Source organism: Microcoleus sp. CAWBG27 (assembly GCF_020883145.1).
Taxonomy (GTDB): domain Bacteria; phylum Cyanobacteriota; class Cyanobacteriia; order Cyanobacteriales; family Microcoleaceae; genus Microcoleus.
On record NZ_JAHREU010000004.1, the window covers coordinates 109,410 to 134,457 of the forward strand.

Consider the following 25,048-nt stretch of genomic DNA (forward strand, 5'->3'; position numbering starts at 1 on the left):
TAGACGTATGCCCCGGGGCGCTACTATAAAAAATATTGACGAAACTGATACATGAATTTACAAGCAAAAATCAAAAAAATCAAACTACCGCCAGCCCTGCGATCGCAAAATTACCGCCTATTTTTTGCAGGACAAGGCATCTCGCTGATTGGCAGTTGGATGACCCAAGTTGCTACAGTGTGGCTGGTCTACAATTTAAGCGATTCACCTTGGATGCTGGGTGTAGTCGGATTTACCAGTCAAATTCCCACATTAATCTTACTGCCTTTTGCCGGAGTTTTAATCGATCGCTGGAACCGACATCGAGTGATAATTGCCACTCAAATCTTAGCGATGGTTCAATCCTTAGCCCTAGCATTTTTAGCGCTAACAGGAGTCGTCAACATTTGGCAGCTTCTGGTACTGAGTTTGTTTCAAGGGGCAATTAACGCCTTTGACGCGCCCGCACGGCAAGCATTTGTCCCCGAACTCATAGAAAAGAAAGAAGACTTAGCAAATGCGATCGCCCTCAACGCTTCCATGTTCAACGGAGCCCGACTCATCGGCCCAGCAATTGCCGGATTAGTGATAGGTACAGTCGGCCCGAGTTATTGTTTTCTCCTCGACGGAATCAGCTACATCGCCGTGATTGCAGGCTTATTAGCAATGCAGATCGAACCCCGTAAAATAGCAGCAACCAATACCAAACCCTTACAAAGATTAAAAGAAGGATTCAATTATGCCTTCGGATTTCCCCCGATTCGAGCCATCTTACTGCTATTAGCATTAGTCAGCTTCGCCGGAATGTCGCACACAGTATTAGTGCCAATTTTTGCCACAAAAATTCTCAACGGCGGCCCGCAAACCCTCGGATTTTTGATGGCAGCATCCGGAGTTGGAGCATTTGCAGGCGCGATTTATTTAATCGGACGCAAAAGTGTAGTCGGCCTCGGCAAACTGATTGCAATTTCGCCAGCAATCATGGGAGTTGGACTGATTGGTTTTGGTTTGTCCCGCATCCTGTGGCTGTCATTAATCATGATGTTGTTTGTAGGATTTGGTTTCATCATCCAATTTGCCGGAGGAAACACATTTTTGCAAACAATAGTAGAAGACGACAAACGCGGCAGAGTCATGAGCATCTACACCATGGCATTTTTTGGAGTCACACCGTTTGGCAACTTAGTAGCTGGTGGACTTGCCAATTATATCGGCTCTCCCAATACAGTCATAATTGGTGGTATAATTTGTATTTTAGGTTCAGCAATATTCACAAAACAACTGCCCGCATTAAAACATTTAGTTATCCCAATCTATCAAAAAATGGGCATAATTTCCTAAACAACTTGTAAAATACCGTATTGACTCAAACCATCTCTTTGCATCTCTTACTCTGCGCCCTCTGCGCCCTCTGCGGTTAAAAAATCCAAATTCAAAAAAAAGGCATAAATTCCCAAACAACTTGTAAAATACCATCTTTCTCTCTCTTACTCCGCGCCCTCTGCGCCCTCTGCGGTTAAAAAATCCAAATTCATTACACCAGAGGTAAAACCAATGGCAAATACCAGTGCAATTCCCCAACAACAGAGCGACGATCGCGTTCCCATAAAAACCTGGATCGGCGTCATGGGAACAATCCTCGGCGCATTCATGGCAGTTTTGGACATCCAAATCACCAACGCTTCTCTCCGAGATATTCAAGCAGCATTAGGCGCAACTTTAGAAGAAGGTTCTTGGATTTCCACCGCCTATCTAGTCGCAGAAATAGTCGTCATTCCGATTACGGGTTGGCTGTCGCAGGTATTCTCTGTGCGCCGCTACATCTTGGTAAATGCCGCTTTCTTTATCTTCTTTTCCATGTGCTGCGCTTGGGCGTGGAATTTGAATTCAATGATTGTATTTAGGGCTTTACAAGGATTGAGCGGCGGGATTTTAATTCCGATGGCTTTTACATTTTTGCTGACCAATTTGCCGCCCAAGAAACAGCCAATTGGTATGGCGATGTTTGCACTGACAGCGACTTTTGCACCATCCATCGGCCCGACATTGGGAGGTTGGCTGACGGAGAATTACGGCTGGCAATATGTCTTTTATTTGAACTTAGTTCCGGGGCTGATGCTGCTAGCTGCTGTGTGGTATGCCGTCGCCCCCGCGCCGATGCAGCTAGAACTGCTAAAAGGGGGCGACTGGTGGGGAATTATCTCAATGGCGATCGGCCTGGGTTCCCTGCAAGTTGTGTTAGAAGAAGGCAGCCGCAAAGACTGGTTTAGTTCTGAGTTTATTGTGCGTTTAAGCATAGTTGCTGCTATATTCCTCGGCGCTTTTTTCTGGATTGAACTAACTCGAAAAAACCCGTTTATTAATCTACGACTGCTAACTCGCCGCAATTTCGCCTTAGCAACTATTGTCAATGTTTCGTTAGGTGTAGGATTGTACGGTTCGGTGTTCATTCTACCACTGTATTTAGGTCAGATCCAGCAGTACAATGCCATGCAAATTGGCGAGGTAATTATGTGGGCGGGAGTACCGCAGTTATTCATCGTGCCGGTGGTACCGAAATTGATGCAGCGAATCGATATGCGGTTGCTAATTGCGATCGGTGTGAGTTTGTTTGCAGTGAGTTGTTTTATGAATGCTAGCATGACTAATCAAACGGGTATCGATCAGTTGCGTTGGTCGCAATTAGTGCGCGCTTTGGGGCAGCCTTTAATTATGATACCGCTGTCAACGATCGCCACTGCTGGTATGGAGAAACACGAGGCTGGTTCTGCTTCTGGTTTGTTTAATATGATGCGAAATATGGGAGGTTCGATGGGGATTGCGGCGCTAGCAACTTTGGTGACCCAGCGCGAGCAATTTCACTCAAATCGCTTGGGGGAATCTGTTTCTTTGTACAATCCAGCAACGCAGGAAAGACTTAATCAAATGACTCAGTATTTTGTGAGTCGCGGTGCTGATTTGAGTGTGGCGAAAGAACAGGCAATTAAGGCGATTGATAGTATTGTGCGCCGCGAAGCTTATGTGATGGCTTTTAATGATTGTTTTTACTTTGTGGGAATTGCTTTGTTGTTAAGCGGGATTGCTATTTTGGGTTTTCAAAAGGTGAAACCGGGTGCGGGTAGTGGGGGAGCACATTGAGATTCAGCGCTTTCTTCTATATAAAAAAGCGCTGAAGCGCAACAACGTACCTGAAGAGGTGAAACTGGGCGCTGGTGGTGGTGGCGCTCATTGAGATTCTGCGCTTTCTTCTATATAAAAAGCGCTGAAGCGCAACAACGTACCTCAAGAAATGTTTTTTAGTTTATTCACCATTCTTGTTGGGCTTCTGCTTCTGCTTGGATTAAATTTTGTCGTAGTTGCACCCAATCTATTTGATTAGATGGCAAGTCTTCAATGAGTTTTCCGCGCTGTAAATGCAGAATTCTGGTGCTAAATTGCTCGGATAATTCTAATTGGTGATTGACCATTAAAATTGTGGTTTGATTGTTAGTTAGCTGTGTCAATACTTCCAAAAGGTTGGCGGCTTTTCCTACATCTAGGGCGGATGTTGGTTCGTCTAAAAGCAAGATTTTTGGTTGCAGAATGATGCCGCGGGCGATCGCCACTAACTGCTTTTGGCCCGTAGAAAGCTGCAATTCCGTGCGATCGAGCAATTCTTGAGGTATCCGCAGTTGTGCGATCGCCCCGCTAATTCTCTCAGCAATGTTTGATGCACTCACACCCCGCAGCTTCAAAGGATAAGCCAAAGCTTCCCGCACCGACATCCCCAACAGCTTCGATTCCTGTAGAATCAGGGTAATTTGTCGCCGAAGTTCGATCGGCGGAATTTGCCGGTATTCCGTATTTTCAAGATAAATCGAGCCACTGGTGGGGCTGCTGAGTCGGTTTAACAACCGCAACAGGGTAGTTTTCCCAGCCCCCGAAGGGCCGACAATTGCGACGCGATCGCCCTTGTGTACCTGAAACGAGATATTGTCGAGTAAGTAGCTAGAGGCGATCGGTGTTTTTAAACTTACATTCTCAATTCGCAATTGAGCAGTTGTTTCTGTATTATTTTCTGAATAATTAGGCATTGAATTCATTTAAAATAGGGAAGAAATAGTTTTATTGAACCGCGAAGACGCGAAGGACACGAAGGAAGAGTTAAGAAGAAGAGCGGAAAAAAACTAGCCATATCTCCGATTTCTTAAAGAAGTCGGAGATATAATAAGTTTATCCGTGTATCCGTGCCTGCATCCGTGTCGTGCCTTTTTACCGTACTTTTGCTAAGGGAAAATCCAAATGTTCCCGCTGTTCCAAATAAAGCTGAGCGACGCGCCGCGCCAAATTCCGAATTTTGGTAATGTAGCGAGTTCTTTCCGTTACCGAAATCACACCTCTAGCATCGAGCAAATTGAAAGTATGCGAACATTTTAACACATAATCAAGACTAGGCAAAACCAATCCTTTCTTAGTCAATTGTTCGGCTTCTTGTTCGTACAATCCAAAGAGCGTAAACAGCAATTCAGGATTAGAAGCTTCAAAGTTATAAGTACACTGTTCTATTTCACCTTGCAGGTGAACATCACCGTAAGTTACACCATCTTTCCACTGAATTTTGGTCATCGCATCTACTTCTTGGAGATACATCGCGAGGCGTTCAAGCCCGTAGGTAATCTCAATCGAAACTGGGCGACAATCAATGCCACCACACTGTTGAAAATAGGTAAATTGGGTAATCTCCATCCCATCCAGCCAGACTTCCCAACCAACGCCCCAAGCTCCCAAAGTCGGAGATTCCCAGTTGTCTTCTACGAAGCGAATGTCATGGTCTTCTGGTTTAATTCCTAATGCTCTCAGCGAGTCTAAATAGATTTCTTGGATATTAGGAGGAGATGGCTTAATTAAGACTTGATATTGATAGTAATGTTGAAAGCGATTGGGATTTTCGCCATAGCGTCCGTCTGTGGGGCGGCGACAGGGTTCGACGTAGGCGACTGACCAAGGTTCGGGCCCAATTGCTCTGAGAAAGGTGTGGGGATTCATAGTGCCTGCACCTTTTTCTGTATCGTAGGATTGGGCGATCAGGCAACCTCGATCGCTCCAGAATTTGTTTAAGGTGGCAATGACTGATTGAAAGTTCACTGGTTTAAATATGGTTGGTGAGTGTCTAAACTTATTTAAGCATACTAGGAGTGGCGGATTTATCGCGATCGAGCCTAGGTACACTCTCCAACAACTTATAATGATAAAGATACTTTTACAATTTCCCGAAATCACCTTGGTTGTAGGGAAAATATTCTAATCACCACCAGAGAGACCTAAGATGACCGATAACCTATCCCTCCCTAACATCCAAGAAGCGGATACCCTGCTGTCAGACCTCTTTCAAGAGGTGCAAAAGTGGGAAGGCACCCTGGCTGGAGGGACAAAACTTGGCACAGGTGCAGCAGCCGTTGAGAGTCTATTGAAAACTCAGGTCAGTTTTGGCAATCCACAAGATCGGTTGACCTTACTCACAGAGGAAACATTTAAAGCAAGTGGAACTGAATTAATCGGCATCTATAAAGAGCAGATGCAAACTCAGTATGATTTTTATTATATAACACTGACAGTGGATTTGCGTCCCAAACCGGGCGCTCAATTCAGGCGGTTAATCTGTCAGCTTGATTTCCATCCTAAAGGCAGCAATGAGCCAATTATTCAGAGCATTTTTCCAAATCAGCAGTGCCGAACTGTGATGAATTTTGGGGTTGGCATGGACATCGGGCTAAATGGAATCCTCGAATGGAGTGCTGGAGCAGACAGCGCTTGGCTAGGTGAACTTACAAACCTGCTTCCAGGTCAGCTAAAAACAAATGCAGCAAATAAGAATGAACTCAAGGCATTTCTGGCGCTTCCTGAATATAAATACGAACTGAGTCATGCTGAGATTACTGTGGTAGGTAACAGGAGCTCGACTTGTTATTGGCGCATCCAAGACCAGGAAATTCAAAAAATCGGAACAGCAAAGTTTGCAGTGGTTTTCAAAGTGCCTAAAGGAACAGAATCGATTAATTTGCGAGGAATTGCCTGGGCTGAACCCAATATGAATTGGCTGACTGCCGATGTGCGGGATGTGTTTAGTGAATTATCAGATAGGTTCAAGAATCTACTGCGACGTAAAGATGAAGCTGCGATTCAGTTGGCTCGAATTGCAAATGAAGAATGGTCGCTAATTCTACCAAAGGCAACTACTAAAGGCTAGAGAATCAGGTTGTAGTTCACTATTTTATGATAACAATTAATGACAAAAGCTTACTGGAATTATCGCATTTGTGTTACTAACTACGAGCGCGTGCAGGTACAAAAATGGAATGATAAACATCAATCATTAGGTGAACCATCTGGAATATTCCGATATCAAGATAAGCTAGCCGAGATTACACCACTGCTAGCTACTGCACGTAATAATGAGTTGCAGAAACCCAGTCAGACACGAGCGATCGGAGAAGTTTTGTTTGAGATCCTATTTGATGATAGGCTGCTCCAGGATTTTGTGAATTTTTATCACCTGGTTGTGCAGCAGGAAAAGCAACTATTGCGAGTAGAATTGGACATTGACGAACAGGGAATGCCTGAGATTGCTGCGCTTCCTTGGGAGTTCATGTGCGTGCCTGGACGGGCAAATTTAGGCACTATTTGGCTCGGAACGGTTACAGATTTGGTATTCTCTCGCCGTCGATCGCAATGGATTCCAGCCACTCCAATTCAGTTACAAAAAGATGAAAAGCTGAGGATTGCACTGGCAATTTCTGCACCTCAAGATTTGTCTCCAGTCGCTTACGAATCCGTGCAAGAGACTTTGGAAAAACTGGCTATCGAACTAGCCGATCGAGTAGAGTTATTGCCAATCATCAAGTCAGCCAATCCTGAAACGGTGGATGCAGTTTTGGCAAAAAAGCCGCATATTTTCCACTTTATCGGTCACGGGCGTTTGGTAAACGAAAATAATCGGGAAATAGGGCAAATTGCGTTCGTTGACCCAGAGTTTGATGAAGCGATGTGGGTTGATGCCGATTACTTCAGCGAACTGTTTAATCAACACCGACCTGGTGTAGTGATGCTGCAAGCTTGTGAAGGAGGAATGCTGTCTGCATCCCAGGCTTTTGTAGGTGTGGCCTCCAGGGTGGTTCAACAAAATATTCCCGTGGTTGTAGCAATGCAGTATGAAGTGACGAACAGTACAGCCTGTCGATTTTCTCGTCGCTTTTATCAGCAGTTAGTGGAAGGATATCCGGTCGATATTGCCACTCAATATGGACGACGGGCGATCGCTCTGGGCCCAACACAATATCGGAAACGGGATTTTGCCATACCAGTTATTTTCATGCGCGTGCCGAATGGCTATCTATTCAGTCATCAAAATGGAGAAGTCGAATCTGAGAAATCAACTGACCAACCTATAAGCAAAAACAATCCTCCAATTCCTGAAAACCTTCCCCGCAGTGGCGTGGTGGCGTTTGTCGGTCGGGATATCGTTATGTCGGAACTCCACCAGATTTTGCAACAGGATCATCGTGTTGCGGTTTCTGCGATCGGCGGGATGGGCGGAATTGGAAAAACCGAACTAGCGTTGCAGTATGCGCTCAAGCACTTAAATGAAAACACTTATCTCGGTGGAGTCTGTTGGTTACAAGCGCAGCAAGATGTAGCAACACAGATTGTAGATTTTGCTATCACCAGGTTGGGACTGAAAATACCAGATGAGTTGAAGCTACCACAGCAAGTGGCTTGGTGTTGGCAGCACTGGCAAGAAGGTTTAGTGCTGATAGTTTATGACGATGTGCTGAAATATAAAGATATCGAAACCTATCTTCCTCCTGTAGATCAACGATTCAAAGTGTTGCTGACAACGCGCTTAGATTTACCATCTCAAGTGCAAAAGTTGTCGCTGGAGGTGTTGACCGAGGAAGCATCTTTAGATTTGTTCAGTTCTATTGTCATTGATGGGCGAATAGATCGAGAACTAAAAGTAGCAAAGGATATCTGTGAATGGCTTGGCTATTTGCCTCTAGGATTGGAACTAGCAGGACGATATCTAGCTTTTAGAAAAGATTTATCTCTAACGAAGTTATGGGAAAGATTGCAACAGCAGCGACTAAAAGCAGAGGCTTTGATTGAAGCAGTCTCAGGAATGACAGCACAACGAGGCATAGCAGCAGCGTTTGAACTCAGTTGGGAGGAAATGTTAAAAAATTCGCCAAATGCAGAACAGGTGACAGGCTTGCTAGGATTGTTCGCCTCCGCACCAATTCCGTGGAATTTGGTACAGAACTGTTTGTCGGACTGGAATGAAGAAGATCTGGAGAATGTGCAGTATAAGAAGTTACTAGGGTTGCACCTACTTCAACGAGTGAGTGAAGGAACCTATCAGTTACATTCACTGATTCGGGAGTTTTTTCGGACAAAGCTTGAACAGTACGATCAGGCAGATAAACTCAAACGACTTTTTGCAACAACATTGGCAACTATATCAGAGCAGCTACCATACAGAGCACATCGAGATGCAATTATTGCTTTTGAACCAAATGTTCCGCACTTGAAGGAAGTAGCCAATAACTTCATTGATTGTCTGAGCGATCGAGACTGTTGTAAGCCTTTAACTGCTTTAGGACGCTACTACAGAGATCAAGGACAATATGATTCAGCATTAACTTGGCTTACAAAACGAGTAGAGATTTGTGAATATCGGCTTGGAGCTAAACATCCTCTTACAGCAGCTTACTACAATAATCTAGCTTTGCTTTACAACGGTGAAGGGGAATACCAGGAAGCAGAAAGACTACTCAATAAAGCTCTAGAGATTTATAGATATCCGTTTACCGAAAGTAGTTATGACTTAGCAAATTCTCTTGGAAGTATGGCTAGAGTATGTCTAAATCTAGAAAAGCTTGATGAAGCGGAAAAGTGGTGTAAAAAATCATTAGAAATGAAGCGTGATTTAATGTATCCAGGCGGAGGTATTCTTCAAACTAGCGTGCAATCTTTGGCTGATTATGCATTATATTTAGCGATATACGCTGATATTTTAGAGTTAAGAGACAATAATAATGAAGCAATCGAACAATATTTAGAAAGCCTGAGAATATTAGACTTATGTGAACAGGTATTGAGAGAAATTCACCCCCATAAACCTTACGTTATTAACGATCTAGGACTCCTTTATGAAAAAAATAAACGTTATGAGGAAGCTGAAAGCTTATACAGAGAAGCTCTAAAAATTAGAAGAAAAATCCTTGTTCCTAAACATCCTGAACTAGGAGTCAGTCTTAATAATCTAGCTTTACTTCTTGTAGTTAAAGGCAAATATGATGAGGCTGAGAAGCTATTCTTGGAGGCATTATATATCAAGAAATATAGCCTACCAGAAGAACATCCTTCTGTAGTTTTAACTCTGATAAATTTAGCCAATCTTTATGTGTGTTGGCAAAAACATGATGAAGCAAGTTCTTACTTTATAATAGCTTCAACATTTTGTAAAAATATATCCAGTGAACAACGCCTATTAATAGCAACTTATTTATTCAGTTTGGCAACGTTCTATTGTGAAGGACAAGAGCAATATAGCAAAGCTGAACCTCTTTACAAACAAGCGCTGGAAATCAGAGTGGGAGAATTGGGAGAAAATCATGACGATGTAGCAGTCTGCTTCAACAACTTAGCATTTCTTTACCAACATCTAGCAAAATACGAAGATGCTCAAAAGTGCTACGTAAAGACTTTTAATATTTTGTGGCAGTTAGGCGATAGCTCTAAACCTAACGCAGCAATTGCCCTCAGTAATTTGGCGGGACTTTATGGACAGGTTGCTGGACTTTATGGACAGGTAGAGTTATATGCTGAGGCGGAAAAACACTACAGCAATGCTGTACAAATGTTAATGGATTGTCTAGGTCATAAAGACCCTAAAACTTTACAGGTTTGGGAAAATTTTAATACGTTTTTGCATGATGTGGTCAAAAGAGGTCAAACAACAAATTTGTCCAATAGTCCTGCTACACAACAGCTTATTCAAAAAATTGAGCAAGCAAGCGAAAAAGAGCGCGACTAAGAAGTTAGAGACCGAAAATATCAAAATGACGCTTAATTTTTAGGATTTTTGAAATACGTCACTGTTCCCAAATATTCTTGACTAAAGACGGCCTATCAAGCAGCTTGAGGAAAATCAGTAGTTTTCCCTCACTAAACTGTTGAAACTCTCCATTCATTAAATGAGATACTTCTAGCAGTGGAATGCCAAGAAGTTGACTAATTTCGCGCTGTTTTAAGTTGCGTTGTTTCAGGATACGGATTACTTGAATCCCGATTTTGCCACGCATAAAAAGTTCATCTGCATCCTCCAGTTCCAGGTCAGCAAATACATTACCGCTGCTTTCTTCAAAAATTGGTTCTTGTATCATAGTTCTCTTTTGGCATGGTATAGTAGCCATCTTCGATTCCCATCGACAACTCATGAAAACAGACACCATTTTCTACAGCCTGTTTCAAGAATTCCCCAGCTTCTTCTTTGAACTGATCGATCGCCCTCCAGAAGAAGCCGCCGCCTACGAATTCACATCCCGCGAAATCAAACAACTCGCATTCCGCATGGATGGGTTATTTCTGCCCACAACCGAAGCACCTGAAAAACCATTTTACTTGGCGGAAGTTCAGTTTCAACCCGATCCCGACTTGTACTACCGCATCTTTGGCGAACTCTTTCTCTATCTGCGACAATACAAACCCGTCAATCCTTGGCGCGTCGTTGTTATCTATCCCAGTCGCCGCATCGAACACGAACAGATGCTGCAATTTCAGGAACTCTTAACCAGTCAGCGGGTGCAACGGATTTACCTCGATGAATTGCCGGAAAGTGCCGATCGCTCCCTGGGAGTCAAAATTGTTAAACTGGTAATCGAGCCAGAAGAGACAGCAGCAGAACAAGCACGGCAGTCGATCGCTCAGGCCCGCCAACAGTTATCCGATCCGATCGTTCTACGCGATTTAATTAACCTCATCGAAACAATTATTGTCTACAAACTCCCCCAAAAAAGCCGCGAGGAAATTGCCGCCATGTTAAATTTAAGCGAACTCAGAAACACTCGTTTTTTTCAGGAAGTCAAGCAAGAAGGCTTAGAAGAAGGACTTGAACAAGGACTCGAACAAGGTGAACGGCAGGCGAAGTTAGAAGCCATTCGTCGCACGATCGGGTTGGGGATAAATTTAGAGACGATCGCACAATTATTAGATTTGTCTGTAGAATTTGTGCGGCAAACAATTCACAAAATCCAACGGGAATCGATGTCAGTCCCCGAACAACAGATCGACTCGTTTATCGAACTGTTAACCCAGCAGCGATCGCTCTTTTCCGCGACACAATTAACTGAACTAGCGCAGCTAATTGAACCTTTATCCGATGAGAGCGATGTCCTTTCAGAATCGATTTCATCCTGGGCTGCAAATTACCCTTCAATTCAAGAAGCTCAATCCAAACTGCTGGAACCGCTACCGCCGATCGCTAAAGCATCAGAAAATGCCGCAGTCAGTCCAGAAAGTAGCGAATCTCAAATTGGCGATCGCCCCAACAAACAAGCTCTCACAAATGCCATTTTATTGTAGCTATAATCCGGCGGTTGAAACCGCTACTGCACAAACAAAGCCCGCCTCCGCGGGCTAAGAAATAAACGGGGTATTTAAGCCAAATTGCCGCTAAACAACCGAATAGTTAGAGCCCCGACTTCTTAAAGAAGTCGGGGCTCTAACCGTGAAAAGGTTTAGATTACTTTCTCGTTTAGTCGGCGGGAGTTAGGGAAACTAAAAGAGTGATTTTGTCAACGCCGATGACATAAACAGTATCTCCAGGTGTGAGAGTGATTTGGCGATCGCACCGTGCGGGCCACCAGCTACCTTGGAAGCGGACGCGACCTGTTTGATTCGGGTAAATCGATTCATCGACGACTGCTTCTTCGTTGAAATAGATAAAATTGGTATTGATGTAGTTGTCCACTAACATATTGTTTTCTGTGCTGTGGGTGTGAACAGAAAAAATCGAACCGAAAGCTTTTGCTAAGTTAAACATTTCCCTGACTCCTGTTGTGTTAAAATATATCGAAGTTTAATCGCCTGTGTATGCTATTTGAAAGGTTGCATTTCCTGATTTTTGAAGCTCTGATTTAGTCTGCGGGAGTGAGGGAAACTAACAGAGTGATGCTGTCAACGCCGATGACATAAACCGTGTCTCCGGGTGTGAGAGTGATTTGGCGATCGCACCGTGCGGGCCACCAGCTACCTTGGAAGCGGACGCGACCTGTTTGATTCGGATAAATCGATTCATCGACGATTGCTTCTTCGTTGAAATAGTTAAAGTTGGTGTTGACGTAATTTTTGATTAACAGATTGTTGGCTGTGCTGTATCCTTGAGTGGAGAAGAGAGAGCCGAAAGCTTTGATTGCGTTGAACATAATATTTACTCCTGTTTTGTTACAATATATGGAAGTTTAATCGCCTGTTTCTGCTATTTGAAAGGTCGCATTTCCTGGTTGTTAATGCTCTGATTTAGTCTTAGTCTGCGGGAACGAGGGAAACTAACAGAGTGATGCTGTCAACGCCGATGACATAAACCGTGTCTCCGGGTGTGAGAGTGATTTGGCGATCGCACCGTGCGGGCCACCAGCTACCTTGGAAGCGGACGCGACCTGTTTGATTCGGATAAATCGATTCATCGACGATTGCTTCTTCGTTGAAATAGTTAAAGTTGGTGTTGACGTAATTTTTGATTAACAGATTGTTGGCTGTGCTGTATCCTTGAGTGGAGAAGAGAGAGCCGAAAGCTTTGATTGCGTTGAACATAATATTTACTCCTGTTGTCTTACAATATATGGGTGTGTAATTGTCGGTTTGTGCTATTTGACAGGCTGCATTTCCTCGATTGAGATTGATTGATTGCCCTGATATTTCATTGTTCTTGTCTTCAGTCGTTTTATCCGGATCGAAGTCCAAGAATTTTTAAAATGTAAGAGGGATTTGAGAAGCGGTTGCGGGAGTTTAAATTCGGTAATTCCGAGGTATTGAATTAACGATTTAGTGGTTGAGCCGTGGGTGGGATTTACCTCAAGGGTAGATGTGGTTATCTACACTAGCGCTTGGGTGATTCCGCATTACTGCTGCTGTGAAGATGTTTTATTTTTGGGCTTGATTTTTTGACTCGGTTGTGACTCGTTTGCTTGACACTTACTAATTTCCCAGGAATCGAATGTGTTTGGTGCGATCGCCCTGACACTTTTATCGTCTGGTACTGGCACAGGACACTTTTCAGCCTGAGAACAACGATTTATCAATAGTTTCAGCCTACTCATCTGACTGGTAGCTGTGCCAATTTAGGCAACTGGACTACCGCAGGCTGTGAATCCTGAGTTTACGCAAAGTCGATCGTGCAATCCGGAACATCCATACATATAGCCTTTCAAGCTCCCATATTAGGTACGACTGGGCATAGGCCAAACCGGGCATAGGGCATAGGGCATACCTCACTTTTTTGAGAAAGGCTGTATCTAGTGCGTGAGTCATAGGTTCGCAGTCAAGACTTCAGTCCCTTCTTATCTGATGAGGACTGAAGTCAGCCCCAGAAGCATAATCTGTATATGTAGAGCGCGGAATAAGTACGCACAGCCAATCCTCTAAGTAGCGTACAAAACCACTTTTTAGCCTTAGCCCTGTAATCGCAATTATTTAACAAGTCGAAGTTAAAATCAATTCATAAATTCAGAATCTCAAATTCATAAAAGTCATAATTATCAAGAACCTGCTTGATACTGCATAATTGTTACCGGAATTCTGAATAAAGTTTTACCTAACTGAGACAAACCGAACTTGAATTTAAGCGACTGCGGCAAATCTTGCACGGAAACTTCTACAAAGCCAAAGCGAGTATAAAATGATGCGAGTCGCTTTCCCAAACATTCTAAGTATAGCGGTTCTGTAGCCTGTTGAATTAAATGTTTTGTCAGATAAATGCCCAAACCGCGATCGCGCCAATCCTTCGCCACAACCAAACTACCCAATTCTTGCGCGCCCGCAAACTTCCGCAATTGTCCGCAAGCAACCAATTTCCCATCACATTCGATCGCCCAAAATTGCTCCCAGCGCAACTGAGTCGGATCGAGTTTGGCACTCCAAACTAACTTTCTAATTGATTTGATATCTTCCTCCGACGCTTGGCGGATTGTGCATTCTGGGGGTAAGGAAACAGAACTTGCAATCATGATGATTCCTGCTGGCTATCTCGTTTGGCTTGAGCTTTCAACATCCTTTCTTTTAACCGCGCATTTCTCTCGACAATTTCGGGATTTCCCTCATACCAAGGCGGAACATCGTCATAATCGGGAATGCCATCATCTATCAGATAGCGCGCGTTGGGCTGCTTGGGATAACCAGCGGCCAATCCTCCAGTACAGATAACAAACAAGGCTGTATTTTCACCCGCTTTTAATGCTCTCTTCGCTGACGGAGAAACTCTCACAATATCGCCGCCCTCAAGTGTCAATAGTTCACCATCTACAACCATCAGGCCTTGGCCTTCAACTACAATATAAACTTCTTCTTGTTCTGCGTGGCTGTGAGTAAATGTGTAGCCATCTCCCGCAGGCAAGCGAATCAAACCTAAAGCTACTCCTTGCAGCTTTAGCTCTCGCCAAGGGTTAGTGAGTTGGGGTAACTTGTCAAAGTCAAAGTGAGCTTTAGTGAAGTTATTGTTACTTTCAGAATCTAGTTCCATATTATGTATTTAAGTAGAAGAGGTATTGCTGGAAATTATACTAGCTAGCCGTTTCAAAACGCGAAATACTTCGTAAATTTCGTTGCCGGGATTCGCAATATCGAAAAGCTTAGAGACGGCATACTGCGGTGTATCTTGTTTAGTCACTTTAATGAATCGGAAACTGCTGCCATTTGTCAGAAGCCCAAACGTTGGTTGTTCTGAATTTGGGTCATTCAGCATATAAAATAGCAATTGAGGAAGTCCAGCTTCAACGGAATATTGCGATCGCTTGGCTTCGATCGCCACCACCCAAAAAGATTCAATTAAAAGCAGAACATCTATACTTCCCCTGACAAGCATACCTTCATCCACGGTGACAAGTTCCACCGATTTTTCTGCCTCTATGTGAAAGGGATTGAGGTATAAATCTGCTAAAAATAGCAAGGGAGCAAGTACCACCATTTTTACAGTATCTTCTATAATGGAGTGGTCGGCACTGTTAGTATAGCCTGCCTTTACTTTATCAAGATATCGCTTTTCGACCTCAGTAATTTCTGGTAAATTGTCAATCCACTCCCGGAAGAATTGCTCGTCTTCACAAAACTCGAAGTTAAATTTTGTTTTGACATCGTTGAGGGTCAATGTTTTTGCTTGAATTGATTGTGTCATGGCTTTGCATCTTCAATTGAAATTTATTGTAGCATACTAATTGTCGATCGCCCTTAACAACACCTCCGCACCAAACCGTACCGGATCGGTACAAAGCAATCCCGTTTCCCCTTGAACTTCAGCTATTGCTAATTGTGCTTCAGCTTCATTTAAGTGATGAGTATTCAGAGCGATCGCGCTGACTTTTGCCCCAACAAAAGCACCCGCAGCAGCGGCAACCATTTCGTACAATTTAATTACTTTCAACAAACTAGGAATCGATACGTGAGGGTGATTGCGAATGTGAGTTTGTCCGGCTCGGTGCGCTAAAATTAAATCAGTTGGCTGCGCGCCCCGCAACAGTGGCAGAGTCGCCGTCGAACCCGGATGCAATAGCGAACCTTGCCCTTCTACGTGCAGAATATCGCATTCAGAACCTAATTTTAATACCATTTGTTCGATCGCACCGGCGGCAAAATCAACTCGCACTGCATCCAAAGCAATGCCTTCATTTCCAATCATTAAACCCGTTTGTCCGGTTGCTAAAAATTTGGAATGCAAACCCCGCTGCAAACAAGTGCGATTGAGTTCCAAACTGGTTGACATTTTGCCAATGCTCATATCTGTGCCGACGGTTAACACGCGGCGACAGCTTAATTTAGCAGCGGCGGCACAGGCGATCGCCCCAACAGACTTCGGTTCCTGACGCACGTCCCAAATCCATTGATTTTCGGTTAACGGAACCGTTATCAAAGGTGCAAGTTTCGCGTGCAAACCATTGACAACTGACAAACCTGCTGCTACCGCTTCATTGATTTCTGGCAGCCAATCCGGCGGCAAAATACCGCCGGATGGAGCAATACCAATTAGCAGAATATCCGGCGCAAATTGCAGTGCTTCTGCAACGGAAGCAACGATCGGTACTTGTTGGGGAATGCCAGTTAATTCAGACAAAGATTGTCCCGGACATTGGCGGTCAATTACTGCCACAATTTGTGCTTCGCTGTAGCGCAAAAAAGCTAAGCCTGTTTTGCCGGAAGCACCGAGAATTCCCTCGTGCAGCAAGATAGCAACTTTGCCATTTTTGATAGGATAGTTTTTAGTCATTGGTTCACTGTAGGTGATATCATAGCATCTCCCGATTAGTTGTGAGCGATATTTCTATTCTACAATGTTAATTCGCCGCACTCCCAATCCCGATCGCCCGTTTGGCAGCAAACACCCATTTTCGATGCTTGCACCCGTGAAAGGATCGTCTAGTAAATTCAAGTGACTGTCCAAATCCAAATAATCAGCTAGGGGAGAAAGTTGTGCGGCGGCCGTATTTGCGATCGCACTATCGGAATAGCAGCCGAACATTACTTGCAGATTGCAGGCTTTTGCGGTGTGAATCATCCGCATAGCTTCGCTCAATCCGCCGGATTTCATCATTTTGATATTGATGCCGTGGACGCAGTGCGCTAACTTGGGTATATCAGAACTATTAAAGCAACTTTCATCAGCAAAAATTGGCAGCGGCGATTGACGGTAAAGTTCCGAGAATTCAGCTATATCCGCGACAGGTGAAAGCGGTTGTTCGACATAATTTATGTTATATTTTTCCAGCCAGCGACACATTTCTACTGCTTCTTTCAAATTCCAACCACCGTTAGCATCTACACTGATTTGAATGTTAGCCGGCGCTTCGTCTAATACTGCGATTAACATAGCTTTGTCGGCTTCAATTCCTTCGGGATTGCCCAACTTGATTTTGACAGCCCGGTATTTGATGCTTGCGGGATCTGTCGCATCTGTGCCAAACCAATCGCGAACTCTGTCTCTCGCACCCGACGGCGAATTTATGCCGATGGTGACGGATGTGGGGACAATGCGCGATCGATCTAATCCCCACATTTTCCACAGCGGGAAGCCTGCTTTTTTGCCCAGCCAGTCGTGCATTGCCATGTCGATGCCGGCGCGGGCGGCCGAGGGTAACTCGATTTCTGTAAAGATTTGTTCGACTTTTTGGCGATCGCACGGAGTAAACTTTTCTAGTAGCGGTGCAACTTCCTGCAATGCTGCTAGCAAACTCTCCGTACTTTGGGGCTTAGAACCTGTGGAAAAGGGCGATGCTTCTCCCCAACCTTCGATACCTTCGTGTGTTAATTTTACCCACAAATTCGTTGTTTGAGCTGTTGTACCGCGGCTGATGGTAAGCGCAAACCGCTTGCGAACAGTGAAGGTGTGAATTTGAACGCGCATTTTCAGCTATTAGTATTTTTTTATACAGAACAATCGGCAGAGACGGATAGGGCGGATCTTTGCATTTTTTATTTTTTACTTTATAGTTTTATTTTGCTTGTTCTAGTTTACCAAAAAGTCGATGAAATTCATTATTTCTGTTTCGCCAAAGAGAGTTGCCTTCTCTCTTAGCATTTGGGTGCTCTTCTTTGCTGTTGCTGGTTTCACCGTACAAGTCCTGCGCTACGGTTTTAACTATCGCGAACGCTGGATTCATTTGTTTAATTTAGACAGAGAAATAAATTATCCTTCGTGGTACTCGTCATTTACTTTGCTATTTTGCGGGATTTTGCTCGGTGTTATCGGTGCTGCCAAGCAGAAACAGGGCGATCGATATTTTCGGCATTGGAAAGCACTAGGGTTCATCTTTGTATTCTTCTCTTTAGATGAAATCTTGAGCCTGCATGAAATATTAATTATTAACGACTTGCGAGAGTCACTGAATTTAGGAGGATTTTTTTACTTCATTTGGGTAATTCCGGGGGCGATTTTTGTTGCGGTTACTGGACTGACTTATCTCAAGTTTCTCTGGCACTTACCCCGAAAAACCAGGGATTTATTTCTACTGGCAGGTAGTATATATGTAGGTGGAGCGCTTGGCATGGAAATGGTTTGCGGTTATTATGCAGATGCGGTAGGTCAGCGAACTTTAATCTACGGTTTGCTGGCTTCGGTTGAGGAAATTTTGGAAATGGTGGGGGTAATTGTATTCATCTATGCGCTGCTATCTTACATCGGTTCCTATCTCGAAGATATTGATTTGCAGTTCAAAATAGTGGATGAAAGAGACGTAAAATTGACTGCCACTAAAGGAAGGAACGAAAGTTTTTAGTTGGTTGTTATTTGCTGGTTGTGAGTTGTTCGTTATAATAACCAATACCCAATGCCCAATGCCCGAATAGAATGGATCCGTAATTCATCGAACTTATAGCAAACACCACATTGGTATTGACATAATTCAGCTCGTGAATATATCCCCAAACCCCTCACCAGAAACAGTCAAACTGTCAACTGTCAACTGATATAATATGACTATCTACTTTTACAGCACTCTCGGCGAATACGGCAGTTTCTCTAATTTCTCTCGTCACGGATTCGAGTTAGACGGAGAATACTGGCCGACTACCGAACATTATTTTCAAGCACAAAAGTTTCCCGAAACGGAACACTGCAAGCAAATTCGCCAAGCAAAAACACCGAAAGATGCAGCAAAAATGGGGCGCGAACGCTCTCGTCCCCTGCGCCAAGATTGGGAACAAGTCAAAGATGATATCATGCGAAAATGCGTATTACGCAAATTTGAAACTCATGCCGATATCCGCGAAATTTTACTCGCTACCGCAGATGAAGAAATAGTCGAAAATGCACCCGGAGATTACTATTGGGGTTGTGGGAAAGATGGCAGTGGCAAAAATATGTTGGGACAGATTTTAATGGAAGTGCGAGAGATTTTGCGACAAGACACGTAGCGAGTAAAACATAACCTACAAGTTTGTAGTAAGGACTTCAGTCCTTTCTTTCTAAATTCAAGAGGGAGGACTAAAGTCCTTACTACGAACCTATGATAAAGCAGGACTTATTTAATCCTAAGTCCTGCAATGCTGCTAAGCGAGCATTTCCTCAATTTTATTAAACAAGGTGACTCAAACATCCGCCTGACCACCTGTCAAATTGTGTGCCAATCTCCTCAGGCTGTTCTAGTAGAGGGTTTAGCCTCTCCTCAGAGACTGCAAAGCAGGGGAAACGGTAAAAACCCTGCACCACTTTTTGGTTTTGACAACTACTGTCAACCAGAATTAACTTTTATCGTGGTAAGTACAGCATTTTTCGCCAGTCGCCTCCCGGACACCGTTCTCCTTAGGTTGGCGATTCACAGGTAAAATAACAAAACTCCTGTTCTGGGTAAGGTTGATTTTTTATTTATGCTGTATATTTCTATTCTCTGCGATTTCTCTAAATTGTGACCTGTTGTACAGAATTCTTTACACTTTTTCGATCTAAAAGATGCTGTTTTTGTTTTGATTAAGAGATCGATCGCACTTTTGGAATCCTCCCTCAGACTTAGGTTCGGGGATCGCAGCTTAAGTGAGTTTTCAGCGAATTATAAGATTGCGGACTGTTAAGATTTTTGAGTTATTTGGCTGCATTGGCGCCGAACTGCCGCCGTTGTTGTTGAATTCGGTTGAACTCTTTCTGTTCTTCGCACAGCAACGTATTGTCGATCGGCGATCGCATATCCCACTGCAACTCTGAGAGTAACAGCAAACAACCCGCCATAATTATGCCTGTGGTTAGATATTGCCAAGGGGCAACGAAGGTTAATAGAGGTATGCTAAATAAATGAGTTAGCCCAATCAGGATAAAAGTGCGCGATCGCAAACCGAGTCCAGTACAAAAATAGCCGATCGCACTTAAGCCCAACCACAAGTCGCAGAGGTGCAGCAACCAAAATCCCCAACCCGCAAAAATACTGCAATCCGTCAGAACCAAACCAGAAATCATCAAAATCGCCCAAGAGTAAAGAATCCAGCTAACCCGCTCGACTCTTACCCAAAACAAAGTCAAAACAGCCATGATCGCAGTGCCAATTAGAGTCACAGTTGACCACAGAATCGCCTGAAAGCTCCAACTAAGCGGGACAAACTGAGCCGTGAAAAAAATCCCCGCCGTCACCAAAGCCCAAAGCAGAAAAGTTTGGTCAATGCGGGTATAAAATCCCGAGAAAAGAGTAATATTTCCGACTTGCCAGCGGAGGCGTAACAGGCCTGCGAGGTCTTGTACGTCGAGATGTTCTTGTTTGGAGCGGATTAGAGGTTCACAGGGGTTGAAGAAGGTCATTCAGTATGGTTTAAAATATCAAGTTTTGCGTATTGTAACAAAACGTCAAGAAGATTTTGCAGATTTTTATATCCTTTTTTCTCATTCTCCGGCTCTGCCTGGGGAGGTAGATCCGGAGGCTCTGCCTCGCGCGAATCAGAGACAAGGTAGGCAGAGTCTCTGGATATTGGTTCCCAGACAGAGCCTGGAAACCAGTTAAATCGATCTGCTTTACCTCCCGTGAATCAGAGACAAGGGAGGCAGAGTCGGGTAACTAGGGATTATTTGTGTTTTTTGTTGAGGGTTTTGGTCAACTGAGTAATTGAGCTGAGCAAAGTTTGGGAAAAGTAAGCCATCGCAAAAATCACGGCTACTGCAACTCCTCCGTACATTAGTAAGGGCATGAAACCTTCTGTTTCAGGCGGTTTCGTCGCATCAGTTGTCGCCGTAGAAACCAGAATGACTTTGTTTGTGCTAAAATCGGACATATAAACTCCTTGGTCTGTACAAAGACCATAAAAATGAGAACTTGACGAGCGTTTCTGGTGGCAGCCAGTCGCTCTGAAAAAAGCAAGCGATCGAAAGCGTCTCTAGTAACAGCTAGGGGCGCTTGTTTGCTTGTTAAGGTGAGTCTAACACTGCTTTCAAAAATATACAATAAAAACATCGTATATTTTTAAGACCTATGGTAAATTAGACATATAAACGCTTTAAGCCTTGTCTAACAAGGATTTTCTCGTTACCAGGCTCTACCGCAAAACGCAGATCCGGGGACTCTGCCTCGTGTTTTCCTCTGCAATCGACGAGGCAGAGCCTCTAGACATGGGTTCCCAGGCAGAGAGAGCCTAGGAATCAGTTAAACAAATTAAAAAAAACCATATCCATATCCATATATATATTATGAAAAACACATTAATCTCCCGATTCACCCCTAGCTTGATGGCCCCTGAAACCCTCGAAGCCATCCTCGTACAGCGCCACCAACTCGCCAACTATTTAGTAGACAAAATCCGAGATAGCGCCACCACAGACAACAGACATTATCAACTGCTAATCGGGCCGCGCGGCATTGGCAAAACTCACTTGGTTTCACTGATTTATCACCGCATTGCGAAGATGGAGGATTTGCAGGATAGACTTTTAATTGCATGGCTGCGAGAAGAAGAATATGGGATAGCATCATTCTTGGATTTATTGATTGCAATCTTGCGCGCCATTGGTAAAGAATATCCCGATCAATATCAAACCCAGTTATACGATGCTGTCGAAAAGCTTTACGACTTGTCGCCGGAGGATGCGGAATCTGTGGCGGCACAATTGTTGAGAGATTTTATTGGCAAGCGCGTTTTGCTGTTAATTGTCGAAAATTTGGATGATGTGTTTGGCGGGTTGGGCGATATCGGACAAAAGCAGTTTCGGGCTTACATTCAAAATTATGGATTTTTGACTATTTTAGCAACTTCACAAAGTTTGTTTGATGGCATAGAAAACCGCGACAAGCCTTTTTACGGTTTCTTTTACAATCATAATTTAAATGAATTGCAACTCGATGATGCTGTAGCTTTATTAAAGCAGATTGCTAGCTTGGAAGGTAAGACAGAATTAGCAGATTTTATTCAAAATTCAACGGGGCGAAATCGGATTAAAGTGGTGCATTTCCTGTCTGGCGGTAGTCCCCGCATCTATATGGTTTTCTCCGATTTTTTGGTGAACCGCGAATCTCTCAATGGACTGGTGGAAGCATTTATGGCGATGCTGGACGATTTAACGCCGTATTACCAGGATCGGATGAAATATATCTCAAATCAGCAGCGCAAGATTGTGGATTTTTTGGCTGATTTGCGCCGCGCTGCCCCGGTTAAAGAAATTGCGAAGCGCTGTTTTATCTCTCATCAAACTGCATCAAGTCAACTGAAAGATTTGCGGCAAAAGGGTTATGTGAAAAGTGAAGAAATCGGGCGGGAATCTTGGTACGAATTGCGGGAACCGCTGATGCGTTTTTGTTTGGAAGTGAAGAAGCAGCGCAATGAACCGATTAGATTGTTTGTGGATTTTTTGCGGGTTTGGTATACGCGGCCAGAGTTGCAGCAGCGATTGGGATTAGGGATTGGGGATGATAATTTTCCTGATAAGGAAAGTCATTTTGAGTATCGGAAAAATTTGGAACCGCTTCCGCTTGATGATGTAATGCAACGAGAATATTATATGGGGGCGCTGGAGGCTATTGAGAGAAATGAGGAAGACCCGCTTCTGAAGGCTTATTTTGATGAAATTGAATATTGTCACAAACAGAAAGATGATGTTTCGGCTTTAGCATATGCGGAAAAATTGGTAATAAGTCGCGGTGAGGCAAAGGATTGGTCGGAAAAGGGACGTTGTTTAAATAGGCTGGAACGGTACGATGAAGCTTTGGAATGTTTAGATAAAGCTATTGAAATTGACTTCAATTATGCGAGGGCTTGGGCTAATCGAGGCGATGTACTCGGAAACCTCAAATGCTATGAAGAAGCTTTAGTATCCTTAGATAGGGCGATCGAACTTGATGCCAATTATCAATGGGCTTGGGGTGAAAGAGGCCAAATACTCAACAACCTCAAGCGCTATGAAGAAGCCTTAGTATCCTTAGATAGGGCGATCGAACTTGATGCCAATTATCAATGGGCTTGGGGTGAAAGAGGTCAAATACTCAACAACCTCAAACGCTATGATGAAGCTTTAGTATCCTTAGATAGGGCGATCGAACTTAATGCTAATTACCAGTGGGCTTGGGCTAATCGATTTGTTGTACTCAAAAACCTCAAACGCTACGAAGAAGCTTTAGTATCCGGCCAGAAAGCGATCGCACTTGATTTCAACGATCAACTTGCTTGGCTTTTACAAGACGATGTACTCAAAAACCTCAAACGCTATGAAGAAACTTTAGCTTCTCACGATCGGGCGATCGAACTTGACGCCAATGATCAGTTAGCTTGGTTTGGTCGAGGTTCTTTACTCGAAAGGCTCAAACGCTACGATGAAGCTTTACTATCCTTTGATAGGGCGATCGAACTTGATGCTAACGATCCGTGGGCTTGGGCTAATCGAGGCGATATACTTAACAACCTCAAACGCTATGATGAAGCTTTAGAATCCTTTGATCGGGCGATCGAAATTTACTCAAATTATCAGTGGGTTTGGGGTGAAAGAGGCCAGGTACTCAACTACCTCAAACGCTATGATGAAGCTTTAGTATCTTACGATCGAGCGCTCGAACTTGATACTAATTATCGCTGGGCTTGGCGTAGGCGAGGTGATGTACTCAATAACCTCAAACGCTATGATGAAGCCTTAGCGTCTTTTGATAGAGCGCTCGAACTTGATGCCAACTATCCGGAAACTTGGGTTATGCGAGGCTATGTACTCTACAACCTCAAACACTATGAAGAAGCCTTAGAATCTTACGATATTGCGATCGAACTTGATACCAATTATGAGTGGGCTTGGCGTAGCCGAGGCTATGTATTCAACAACCTCAAACGTTATGATCAAGCTTTAGAATCCTTTGATAAAGCCATTGAAATTAACTCCAATTCTTTTTCTTCGTGGGCTTGGCTTATTCGAGGTGATGTACTCAATAACCTCAAGCGCTATGATGAAGCTTTAGCATCTTATGAAGAAGCTTTAATCTCTTGTGACAAAGCGATCGAACTTGGCGATCAAGATTCACCTGTCTTCTTCAATCGCGCCATTGCCATTCTCAGATTAAATCGCTGGGATGAAGGCATCACCGCCTTAGACGACGCATTCCAACGCATTGAATCAGAGGACGAAGCTAGCCCAGATGATCCTGAGTTAATTATCCGCAACTTGTTTGCGAACACGCACGATCCGATATCTCAAACTCGCATAACCAGCCTAATTGCAGTTTACGAAAAACACAAATATCTCTCAATCTTAGGACAGGGAATCGTGCGAAATATCCCCGCGCTAATGTCAGAAATGGTCAGCGACAAAGCCGCACGCACTTGGTTAGAATTGTGGCAAGAAACAACCAGCAACTACGAACAATTCCAAATTCCCATGCGCCTGCTGAATGCCGCTGTCCGCTATAAGCAAACCAAGGGCGACAGACGAGTTTTGCTAGAACTTCCCATTGAAGAACGCAATTTATTGGAACCGTTGGTGTCAGGAAAAGTAGAATAGGCGATTAGAAATTACGGTGACGATTGAGACCCCGGCGATTGGAAATCGCGGCTACACAAACGATGTCCGCCTCCGCGGACGGAAGAAATGAAATTCAACCCGCGAAGGCGGGTTTTGTCTGTGTAGACGCGGTTTCAACCGCCGGATTTTATCAACCCGCGAAGGCGGGTTTTGTCTGTGTAGACGCGGTTTCAACCGCCGGATTTTATCAACCCGCGAAGGCGGGTTTTGTCTGTGTAGACGCGGTTTCAACCGCCGGGTTTTATCAACCCGCGAAGGCGGGTTTTGTCTGTGTAGACGCGGTTTCAACCGCCGGATTTTATCAACCCGCGAAGGCGGGTTTTGTCTGTGTAGACGCGGTTTCAACCGCCGGATTTTATCAACCCG

The 25,048-nt window shown here is 44.0% G+C and carries 23 protein-coding genes; 9 read left to right on the top strand and 14 right to left on the bottom strand.

Annotation, left to right across the window (positions count from 1 at the left end):
• Window positions 1-51: 51 nt before the first annotated feature.
• Both QZ938_RS03910 and QZ938_RS03915 read left to right on the top strand, forming a co-directional pair.
• Window positions 52-1,320 (top strand): MFS transporter, encoded by a 1,269-nt coding sequence (locus QZ938_RS03910; RefSeq protein ID WP_293349466.1) that lies wholly within the window; start codon window positions 52-54, stop codon window positions 1,318-1,320.
• A 213-nt stretch (window positions 1,321-1,533) separates the two neighbouring features.
• Complete coding sequence (locus QZ938_RS03915; protein ID WP_293349469.1) at window positions 1,534-3,117, top strand: DHA2 family efflux MFS transporter permease subunit; 1,584 nt, start codon at window positions 1,534-1,536, stop codon at window positions 3,115-3,117.
• Between the two features lie 167 nt (window positions 3,118-3,284).
• On the opposite strand, the gene QZ938_RS03920 is transcribed toward QZ938_RS03915, so the two are convergent.
• Window positions 3,285-4,052: an ATP-binding cassette domain-containing protein gene (locus QZ938_RS03920; protein ID WP_293349472.1), complete on the bottom strand. Its 768-nt coding sequence runs from the start codon at window positions 4,050-4,052 to the stop codon at window positions 3,285-3,287.
• 178 nt (window positions 4,053-4,230) lie between these two features.
• The gene (gene glyQ / locus QZ938_RS03925; protein ID WP_293349475.1) at window positions 4,231-5,103 is read right to left on the bottom strand and encodes a glycine--tRNA ligase subunit alpha; all 873 of its coding nucleotides are present in this window, start codon (window positions 5,101-5,103) and stop codon (window positions 4,231-4,233) included.
• Window positions 5,104-5,284: 181 nt separating this feature from the next.
• On the opposite strand from glyQ, the gene QZ938_RS03930 reads away from it, so the two are divergent.
• Together QZ938_RS03930 and QZ938_RS03935 are read left to right on the top strand one after the other, a co-directional pair.
• Window positions 5,285-6,205: a hypothetical protein gene (locus QZ938_RS03930; RefSeq protein WP_293349478.1), complete on the top strand. Its 921-nt coding sequence runs from the start codon at window positions 5,285-5,287 to the stop codon at window positions 6,203-6,205.
• A gap of 39 nt (window positions 6,206-6,244) precedes the next feature.
• A complete protein-coding gene (locus tag QZ938_RS03935; RefSeq protein ID WP_293349481.1) occupies window positions 6,245-10,051 on the top strand; it encodes a tetratricopeptide repeat protein in 3,807 nt (1,268 codons plus the stop codon).
• Window positions 10,052-10,109: 58 nt separating this feature from the next.
• Here the strand turns inward: QZ938_RS03935 and QZ938_RS03940 are convergent, their stop codons facing one another.
• Window positions 10,110-10,400 (bottom strand): XRE family transcriptional regulator, encoded by a 291-nt coding sequence (locus QZ938_RS03940; protein ID WP_293349484.1) that lies wholly within the window; start codon window positions 10,398-10,400, stop codon window positions 10,110-10,112.
• A gap of 52 nt (window positions 10,401-10,452) precedes the next feature.
• On the opposite strand from QZ938_RS03940, the gene QZ938_RS03945 reads away from it, so the two are divergent.
• Window positions 10,453-11,598 carry an Rpn family recombination-promoting nuclease/putative transposase gene (locus tag QZ938_RS03945; RefSeq protein ID WP_293349487.1) on the top strand — a complete coding sequence of 382 codons (1,146 nt, stop codon included), beginning with the start codon at window positions 10,453-10,455 and terminating at the stop codon, window positions 11,596-11,598.
• 172 nt (window positions 11,599-11,770) lie between these two features.
• Here the strand turns inward: QZ938_RS03945 and QZ938_RS03950 are convergent, their stop codons facing one another.
• The 9 genes from QZ938_RS03950 to QZ938_RS03990 all read right to left on the bottom strand — a co-directional run bounded on the left by QZ938_RS03950 (window position 11,771) and on the right by QZ938_RS03990 (window position 17,623).
• Entirely contained in the window at window positions 11,771-12,058 is a 288-nt protein-coding gene (locus tag QZ938_RS03950; RefSeq protein WP_293147028.1) for an NfeD family protein, read from the bottom strand.
• Window positions 12,059-12,152: 94 nt separating this feature from the next.
• Entirely contained in the window at window positions 12,153-12,440 is a 288-nt protein-coding gene (locus QZ938_RS03955) for an NfeD family protein (RefSeq protein ID WP_293147026.1), read from the bottom strand.
• A 100-nt stretch (window positions 12,441-12,540) separates the two neighbouring features.
• Entirely contained in the window at window positions 12,541-12,828 is a 288-nt protein-coding gene (locus QZ938_RS03960) for an NfeD family protein (protein WP_293147024.1), read from the bottom strand.
• Window positions 12,829-13,136: 308 nt separating this feature from the next.
• Window positions 13,137-13,280: a hypothetical protein gene (locus tag QZ938_RS03965; RefSeq protein ID WP_293147022.1), complete on the bottom strand. Its 144-nt coding sequence runs from the start codon at window positions 13,278-13,280 to the stop codon at window positions 13,137-13,139.
• Window positions 13,281-13,772: 492 nt separating this feature from the next.
• Window positions 13,773-14,240: a GNAT family N-acetyltransferase gene (locus QZ938_RS03970; RefSeq protein ID WP_293349493.1), complete on the bottom strand. Its 468-nt coding sequence runs from the start codon at window positions 14,238-14,240 to the stop codon at window positions 13,773-13,775.
• On the bottom strand, window positions 14,237-14,752 hold the full coding sequence (locus tag QZ938_RS03975) for a cupin domain-containing protein (RefSeq protein WP_293147018.1): 516 nt from the start codon (window positions 14,750-14,752) through the stop codon (window positions 14,237-14,239). The genes QZ938_RS03970 and QZ938_RS03975 overlap by 4 nt, the downstream gene beginning before the upstream one ends.
• A 9-nt stretch (window positions 14,753-14,761) precedes the next feature.
• The gene (locus QZ938_RS03980; RefSeq protein ID WP_293349496.1) at window positions 14,762-15,403 is read right to left on the bottom strand and encodes a type I restriction endonuclease; all 642 of its coding nucleotides are present in this window, start codon (window positions 15,401-15,403) and stop codon (window positions 14,762-14,764) included.
• 36 nt (window positions 15,404-15,439) lie between these two features.
• Window positions 15,440-16,489 (bottom strand): DUF1611 domain-containing protein, encoded by a 1,050-nt coding sequence (locus tag QZ938_RS03985; RefSeq protein ID WP_293349499.1) that lies wholly within the window; start codon window positions 16,487-16,489, stop codon window positions 15,440-15,442.
• A gap of 54 nt (window positions 16,490-16,543) precedes the next feature.
• Window positions 16,544-17,623, bottom strand: a complete 1,080-nt coding sequence (locus QZ938_RS03990) for a dipeptide epimerase (RefSeq protein WP_293147014.1) — start codon at window positions 17,621-17,623, stop codon at window positions 16,544-16,546.
• Between the two features lie 121 nt (window positions 17,624-17,744).
• Between QZ938_RS03990 and QZ938_RS03995 the strand changes: the two genes are divergently transcribed.
• Together QZ938_RS03995 and QZ938_RS04000 are read left to right on the top strand one after the other, a co-directional pair.
• The gene (locus QZ938_RS03995; RefSeq protein WP_293147012.1) at window positions 17,745-18,494 is read left to right on the top strand and encodes a hypothetical protein; all 750 of its coding nucleotides are present in this window, start codon (window positions 17,745-17,747) and stop codon (window positions 18,492-18,494) included.
• 196 nt (window positions 18,495-18,690) lie between these two features.
• Entirely contained in the window at window positions 18,691-19,131 is a 441-nt protein-coding gene (locus tag QZ938_RS04000; RefSeq protein ID WP_293147010.1) for an NADAR family protein, read from the top strand.
• A gap of 664 nt (window positions 19,132-19,795) precedes the next feature.
• On the opposite strand, the gene QZ938_RS04005 is transcribed toward QZ938_RS04000, so the two are convergent.
• Both QZ938_RS04005 and QZ938_RS04010 read right to left on the bottom strand, forming a co-directional pair.
• Window positions 19,796-20,500, bottom strand: a complete 705-nt coding sequence (locus tag QZ938_RS04005; protein ID WP_293349502.1) for a hypothetical protein — start codon at window positions 20,498-20,500, stop codon at window positions 19,796-19,798.
• A gap of 260 nt (window positions 20,501-20,760) precedes the next feature.
• Window positions 20,761-20,967: a hypothetical protein gene (locus QZ938_RS04010; protein ID WP_293349505.1), complete on the bottom strand. Its 207-nt coding sequence runs from the start codon at window positions 20,965-20,967 to the stop codon at window positions 20,761-20,763.
• A 412-nt stretch (window positions 20,968-21,379) separates the two neighbouring features.
• On the opposite strand from QZ938_RS04010, the gene QZ938_RS04015 reads away from it, so the two are divergent.
• Both QZ938_RS04015 and QZ938_RS04020 read left to right on the top strand, forming a co-directional pair.
• Window positions 21,380-24,661 carry a tetratricopeptide repeat protein gene (locus QZ938_RS04015; protein WP_293349508.1) on the top strand — a complete coding sequence of 1,094 codons (3,282 nt, stop codon included), beginning with the start codon at window positions 21,380-21,382 and terminating at the stop codon, window positions 24,659-24,661.
• A 62-nt stretch (window positions 24,662-24,723) separates the two neighbouring features.
• The coding region (locus QZ938_RS04020) for a hypothetical protein (protein WP_293365362.1) at window positions 24,724-25,048 on the top strand (325 nt) is incomplete at its 3' end.

What these genes read in the sequence shown, in the direction of transcription:
- QZ938_RS04010 (WP_293349505.1), bottom strand. Translation starts at nt 20,967, where the DNA reads ATGTCCGATTTTAGCACAAACAAAGTCATTCTGGTTTCTACGGCGACA.
- QZ938_RS03910 (WP_293349466.1), top strand. Translation starts at nt 52, where the DNA reads ATGAATTTACAAGCAAAAATCAAAAAAATCAAACTACCGCCAGCCCTG.
- QZ938_RS03990 (WP_293147014.1), bottom strand. Translation starts at nt 17,623, where the DNA reads ATGCGCGTTCAAATTCACACCTTCACTGTTCGCAAGCGGTTTGCGCTT.
- QZ938_RS03940 (WP_293349484.1), bottom strand. Translation starts at nt 10,400, where the DNA reads ATGATACAAGAACCAATTTTTGAAGAAAGCAGCGGTAATGTATTTGCT.
- QZ938_RS03930 (WP_293349478.1), top strand. Translation starts at nt 5,285, where the DNA reads ATGACCGATAACCTATCCCTCCCTAACATCCAAGAAGCGGATACCCTG.
- QZ938_RS03970 (WP_293349493.1), bottom strand. Translation starts at nt 14,240, where the DNA reads ATGATTGCAAGTTCTGTTTCCTTACCCCCAGAATGCACAATCCGCCAA.
- QZ938_RS04005 (WP_293349502.1), bottom strand. Translation starts at nt 20,500, where the DNA reads ATGACCTTCTTCAACCCCTGTGAACCTCTAATCCGCTCCAAACAAGAA.
- QZ938_RS03955 (WP_293147026.1), bottom strand. Translation starts at nt 12,440, where the DNA reads ATGTTCAACGCAATCAAAGCTTTCGGCTCTCTCTTCTCCACTCAAGGA.
- QZ938_RS03920 (WP_293349472.1), bottom strand. Translation starts at nt 4,052, where the DNA reads ATGCCTAATTATTCAGAAAATAATACAGAAACAACTGCTCAATTGCGA.
- QZ938_RS03960 (WP_293147024.1), bottom strand. Translation starts at nt 12,828, where the DNA reads ATGTTCAACGCAATCAAAGCTTTCGGCTCTCTCTTCTCCACTCAAGGA.
- QZ938_RS03915 (WP_293349469.1), top strand. Translation starts at nt 1,534, where the DNA reads ATGGCAAATACCAGTGCAATTCCCCAACAACAGAGCGACGATCGCGTT.
- QZ938_RS03945 (WP_293349487.1), top strand. Translation starts at nt 10,453, where the DNA reads ATGAAAACAGACACCATTTTCTACAGCCTGTTTCAAGAATTCCCCAGC.
- QZ938_RS03935 (WP_293349481.1), top strand. Translation starts at nt 6,245, where the DNA reads ATGACAAAAGCTTACTGGAATTATCGCATTTGTGTTACTAACTACGAG.
- QZ938_RS03980 (WP_293349496.1), bottom strand. Translation starts at nt 15,403, where the DNA reads ATGACACAATCAATTCAAGCAAAAACATTGACCCTCAACGATGTCAAA.
- QZ938_RS03950 (WP_293147028.1), bottom strand. Translation starts at nt 12,058, where the DNA reads ATGTTTAACTTAGCAAAAGCTTTCGGTTCGATTTTTTCTGTTCACACC.
- QZ938_RS04015 (WP_293349508.1), top strand. Translation starts at nt 21,380, where the DNA reads ATGAAAAACACATTAATCTCCCGATTCACCCCTAGCTTGATGGCCCCT.
- QZ938_RS03975 (WP_293147018.1), bottom strand. Translation starts at nt 14,752, where the DNA reads ATGGAACTAGATTCTGAAAGTAACAATAACTTCACTAAAGCTCACTTT.
- QZ938_RS03995 (WP_293147012.1), top strand. Translation starts at nt 17,745, where the DNA reads ATGAAATTCATTATTTCTGTTTCGCCAAAGAGAGTTGCCTTCTCTCTT.
- QZ938_RS03985 (WP_293349499.1), bottom strand. Translation starts at nt 16,489, where the DNA reads ATGACTAAAAACTATCCTATCAAAAATGGCAAAGTTGCTATCTTGCTG.
- QZ938_RS04000 (WP_293147010.1), top strand. Translation starts at nt 18,691, where the DNA reads ATGACTATCTACTTTTACAGCACTCTCGGCGAATACGGCAGTTTCTCT.